This window comes from Novosphingobium sp. FKTRR1, from assembly GCF_020404405.1.
In the GTDB taxonomy this organism is placed as follows: domain Bacteria; phylum Pseudomonadota; class Alphaproteobacteria; order Sphingomonadales; family Sphingomonadaceae; genus Novosphingobium.
Genome location: NZ_JAIZDA010000074.1, coordinates 1 through 4,706, shown reverse-complemented (window position 1 = coordinate 4,706; position 4,706 = coordinate 1). Strand labels below are relative to the sequence as shown.

Here is a 4,706-nt window from a genome sequence, read left to right as displayed (position 1 = left end):
TCGCAATCCCTCCCGGCTATGCTCGCGCCGGGCAATACCAGTCCATGTCACCATTCACTCCATCTCTTCGCAAAGAGGCGTGAATCACAACATGCTGGTATTGCTCAACAACTTTCGGATCAGGTTCTCAGAGGATCTGACCTGCCACGGGTAATTTCCTCCAGTTGCGATTAGAGTCCGGCCCTCACGAGGACGGACGAGATGAAGCGCAAGAGGTTTACAGAAGAGCAGATCATCGGGGTGCTGAAGGAAGCGGAGGCGGGAGTGAAGACCGCCGACCTTGCTCGACGGCACGGTATCTCCGAGGCAACGATCTACAACTGGAAGGCCAAGTATGGCGGCATGGAAGTGTCGGAGGCGAAGCGGCTGCGTTCGCTCGAGGACGAGAACGCCAAGCTCAAGCGCCTGCTGGCGGATATGATGCTGGACAACGCCGCGCTGAAGGATCTTCTATCAAAAAATTGGTAACGCCCGCTGCCAGGCGCAGAGCAGTCGCTCATCTCGCGGATCATCACGGGATGAGCGAGCGGCGGGCGTGCCGTGTCATTGAAGCTGATCGCAAAAGCGTTCGCTACCAGTCCCGGCGGCCGCCGGAGGCGGAGTTGCGCGCCCGTTTGCGCGAGCTTGCCAACGAGCGGCGCCGGTTCGGCTATCGCCGGCTGCACATCCTGCTGCGGCGGGAAGGAGAGCCTTCGGGCATCAACCGCGTCTACCGGCTCTATCGGGAGGAAGGCTTGGGCGTGCGCAAGCGTCGAGCCCGGCGCAGGGCGGTCGGCACACGGGCTCCGATCCTTGTGGAGGCCCGGCCCAATGCCCGCTGGAGCCTAGACTTCGTCCATGATCAGTTCGCCTGCGGCAGGCGGTTCCGCGTGCTCAACATCGTCGATGACGTAACCAGGGAATGCCTTGCTGCCATCCCCGACACGTCGATCTCCGGGCGCCGAGTAGCGCGCGAACTGACCGACATCATCGCCTGGCGTGGCAAGCCGGGCATGATCGTCAGCGACAACGTCCTAGGTCGGGAAGCAGCGGCGAAAAACGGCCAGCAGGTCTCGTTGCGCCGATGGTGATCGGCGCTGGTTGCGTTCTGATCCAGATGGCTTCCATCGTCAAGGAATGCGCTCTCGGCCATAGCAAACACAGGATCCAGCGGCCGCTCGGGTCGTGGTCCTCACCGTCCTTAAAATGAGATGCGGATGCCAGATGGAAGGCCCGAACATTATCTACAGGGTCGCCGTAGCGCCCTCACGGCACGACAGAGAGGGGTCCTTCCATCTGGTGTCCGCCCGTTCGTCGAACGGACGGTACTCGGCTCCCGTCTTGATGACAGCGTGCGCGACGCGCGCCATCTTGGCGGTGAGTGCGGTCATGGCCTTGCGGCGGCGATCAGGGTCGTTTCCATGGCTGGCAACATAGCGACCAAGCTTGTCGCGGAAGCTGTTGTCACGCTGACGGATGGCGACTTGAGTTGCCATCCAGAAGGTGCGGCGTAGCCGGGCGTTGCCGTACTTCGAGAGCTTGGTTCGCCCACGGAAAGTGCCCGACTGGCAGGTCGCGAGGTCAAGCCCACAGAACTTGAGGAACTGGCGGTGGTGCGCAAACCGGCGAAGGTCGCCAGCCTCGGCAAGGATGGTCAGCGCGTTGATCGGTCCGATCCCGGGGATCATGCGCAGGAGCTGATAATCGCGGTTCTCGCTGAGCAAGGCGTGAGCGGTGCGCTCAATCTCATCGCGCTGCCGGATGAGGCTGCGTGCTTGTGCGATGACCATGCGGAACATGGCGATCGCTACGGAATCCTTGTCGACCGGCAGTGCCACCGAGGCGCAGGCGGTCTCATAAATATCGTTGATTAAGCGGGCCTTGGAGACCTTGCGACCGACGAGAGACCAAGCCTCGCGCGTGAAGTCTTCTTGGCCGAGCGCTGTCATGCTGGCCGGAGTTGGGAAGCGTTCGAGCAGGGCCAGAAACCAGTCAGACCGGCTGTTGCCGGCGAAGCGCTCGATCTCAGGAAAATACAGCGGCAGATAGTGTGTCAGGATCCGATGCCAGGTCTGGGTCTTGGCTTTGGAAATGGCTTCATGGGTCTTCGACATCTCCTGCAGGTCGTTGATCCCGGCGGCCAGCGGATCGACGTAACGCTGGGTGGCACCGATCCGCAGCATATGCAGGATCACCTGCGCATCCTTGGAATCGTTCTTGTCCCAACCATTGTGCAACGCCTCGCGGATGCGAGCCAAGGCAACCGACGAAATCAGTCGCAGCTCGAAACCTGCCGAGAGCAGCCGATGCGCCAACGTGCGATGGTAGTTGCCGGTCGCCTCGAAGCCGACGACGATCGGGCGCCCTATGCTGCTGAGCTCGTCGGCGAGGCGATCGTAGTCAGCCTTGGTGGCCATGATCGTCATGCGCCGGCGGCGGCCGCCTTCGGGGCGTTCAATCAATACCTCCTGCCGGTGCTTCGACATATCGATGGCTACCAGCACGGCGTCGGCGGGGGTAGAACTGCGCTTGGTCATGGTCGGTCCGTCTCCAAAGGGTTGAGTCGACAACTTCACTTTAGAGACCTGCTGGCCGGTCATGGCCGCCTTGATGAAGCCGGCGGGCGCTACGCGCTCTTGTCTTCATCAAGGCATCGCGGCCCTCAAAGGAGCCGCTTCCCAATGTGCTACGGCACCGAGTTCACCGCCAATGCGATCCTGGCCTGGTGCAAGGACCACGAGATCGAGTGGCACTACATCGCGCCGGGCAAGCCAATGCAGAACGGTTACGTGGAATCCTTCAACGGGCGGATGCGGGACGAGCTGCTCAACGAGACGCTGTTCCACGGCCTCGATCATGCCCGTGCCGTGATCCGGGAGTGGGCGGAGGATTACAATACCTGCCGCCCCCACTCCTCGATCGGATACCAGACCCCAGCCGGCTACGCAGAAACGATCTTTGCAATGGGGTCAGGCATGCCTGACCCCATTGCAAACAAGGCGCCGAAAGGCATAACCGCAACCGCCGCGGCTCTAATCAGGGCTGGATGAAAATCCCGTGGCAGGCCAATACGGCTTCCAGTTCCCTTAGACGCGTCGTAAGCACATTGGCACTAACCTTGGGGATCTCCCGGCGAAGCGACGTGAAGCGTAATTCCCTACTACTGAGCGCGACAAGGATTTGCAGCACCCAACGGCCTGTAAGAGTTTGAAATATGACATCGGCTGTCGCAGGGCTTATTGCTTTATCGGGCGCGCGTTCTGACTCGATACACATCAAATTACTCTCACATTGTTCGGGCAAGTCCCGCAGGAATTCGTCAGCGCCTTCGCACGAGGCTGAGTAGCGACAGAACCTACCGCCCTAGAAACAGCAAGATTTCTCGATTTTCCGTGGCGTTAGCGCTTTGGAGCGTCGAGCTCGCTGACGCCTCGGACTGGTTTGTCGGCCGCGCTTACCTGCAGACTGGCTGGTCCCGCCGGAGCCCGCTTGCACCGCGGAATGAACGCGGGGACGCGGCGCATATAATCGCGGTAGCTTTCACCAAATTCCGCAAGCGCAGTCTTTTCTTCGGTCCACGCCAGCCTGAAATACATCACCACGAGCACCGGGAACATGGCGAGCGTCAGCAGAGTCGGCCATTGCAGCAGGAAGCCAAGCATGACGAGGATGAACCCGACATATTGCGGGTGGCGTACCTTGGCATAGATTCCTGTGGTCGCCAGCTTGTGAGCGCGTTGGGCAGCGTGAAGTGGCGCCCAGCCGGCCGAGATCAGCCAGAAGCCCGCGCCGATCAACACAAAGCTGGCAATGTGGAACGGCCCGAAATGCGGGTTGACGCGCCAACCGAACATCATCTCGAGCAGGTGGCCGGCGTCGTGGCTCCACCAGTCGATGCCAGGGAAATGCGATTGCAGCCATCCTGAGAGCACGAAGATCGTCAGCGGGAAACCATACATCTCGGCAAAGAGGGCGATGATGAACGCGCTGAACGCTCCGAAACTGCGCCAGTCGCGCTTGGTCGCCGGCTTGAAGAAGCTGAATGCGAACAGGATGAACACGGCCGCGTTGACCAGAGCGAGGCCCCACAGGCCATAGCCGTAATCGGTATGCGTCATCGCGACTCCCCCTCGGCACGCTCATTGGAATTGGCCGGCAGGCCGGTCGGGAGCTGATTGGGCTCGTGGCCATGTTGATGGCCGCCATGACCATGGTGCATGAACAGGTGCATGAGCGGACAGGCGAGAAGGATCAGATAGGGCAGCACGCCGAAAAAGTGCGCGGTGTGCTCGGTGATTAGGAAGAAGCCCGCTACCAGCAGGAACCCGATCAGGACGATCGTCCCGCGTTTGCGCATTCGATGGTCTTGATCGTCCATATGCCACTCTCTTCTAGCCGATGCGCCGCCAGGTTAGGCCTAAGTCCCGGGAGCAAGGTATAAGTAGAGACCGAAGTTCGGAAGAGGCGGCCAGCGGTGGGCGTCGAGATGCGTCGATTGGACCCGTCCACCGTTATCAGCGCGGCACCGGCACTGAGGCTGAATCACTGACCGGCTGACGCCGGTAGGATCAAGCGGTGGGGCTGAAGCCGTCCTTGTGGGTATGTCGGTCGAGGTAACGCATGATGATGTCATCGGTGATGTTGCCGGATGTGGTCGAGAAGTAGCCGCGCTGCCAGAAGCGTTGGCCCCAATATCGTTTGCGGATGTGCTCGAATTCCTGTTGGAT

At 60.7% G+C, this 4,706-nt stretch carries 4 protein-coding genes and 3 pseudogenes; 2 read left to right on the top strand and 5 right to left on the bottom strand.

Annotation, left to right across the window (positions count from 1 at the left end):
* Positions 1-201 precede the first annotated feature (201 nt).
* Positions 202-1,010: pseudogene (locus tag LDN95_RS22835) on the top strand (IS3 family transposase); the annotation flags it as partial.
* A gap of 209 nt (positions 1,011-1,219) precedes the next feature.
* On the opposite strand, the pseudogene LDN95_RS22830 reads toward LDN95_RS22835, so the two are convergent.
* Positions 1,220-2,516 (bottom strand): annotated as a pseudogene (locus LDN95_RS22830) (IS110 family transposase).
* Between the two features lie 153 nt (positions 2,517-2,669).
* Between LDN95_RS22830 and LDN95_RS22825 the strand changes: the two are divergent.
* Positions 2,670-3,029: pseudogene (locus tag LDN95_RS22825) on the top strand (integrase core domain-containing protein); the annotation flags it as partial.
* On the opposite strand, the gene LDN95_RS23390 reads toward LDN95_RS22825, so the two are convergent.
* The 4 genes from LDN95_RS23390 to LDN95_RS22805 form a co-directional block, all read right to left on the bottom strand.
* Complete coding sequence (locus tag LDN95_RS23390; protein ID WP_082813155.1) at positions 3,016-3,255, bottom strand: helix-turn-helix domain-containing protein; 240 nt, start codon at positions 3,253-3,255, stop codon at positions 3,016-3,018. The pseudogene LDN95_RS22825 and the gene LDN95_RS23390 overlap by 14 nt on opposite strands.
* A 122-nt stretch (positions 3,256-3,377) precedes the next feature.
* The gene (locus LDN95_RS22815; RefSeq protein WP_082013388.1) at positions 3,378-4,097 is read right to left on the bottom strand and encodes an isoprenylcysteine carboxylmethyltransferase family protein; all 720 of its coding nucleotides are present in this window, start codon (positions 4,095-4,097) and stop codon (positions 3,378-3,380) included.
* Positions 4,094-4,357 carry a DUF2933 domain-containing protein gene (locus tag LDN95_RS22810; RefSeq protein ID WP_039335480.1) on the bottom strand — a complete coding sequence of 88 codons (264 nt, stop codon included), beginning with the start codon at positions 4,355-4,357 and terminating at the stop codon, positions 4,094-4,096. Before LDN95_RS22810 ends, LDN95_RS22815 begins: the two co-directional genes overlap by 4 nt.
* Positions 4,358-4,547: 190 nt before the next feature.
* Positions 4,548-4,706 (bottom strand): transposase, encoded by a 159-nt coding sequence (locus tag LDN95_RS22805; RefSeq protein ID WP_226019796.1) that lies wholly within the window; start codon positions 4,704-4,706, stop codon positions 4,548-4,550.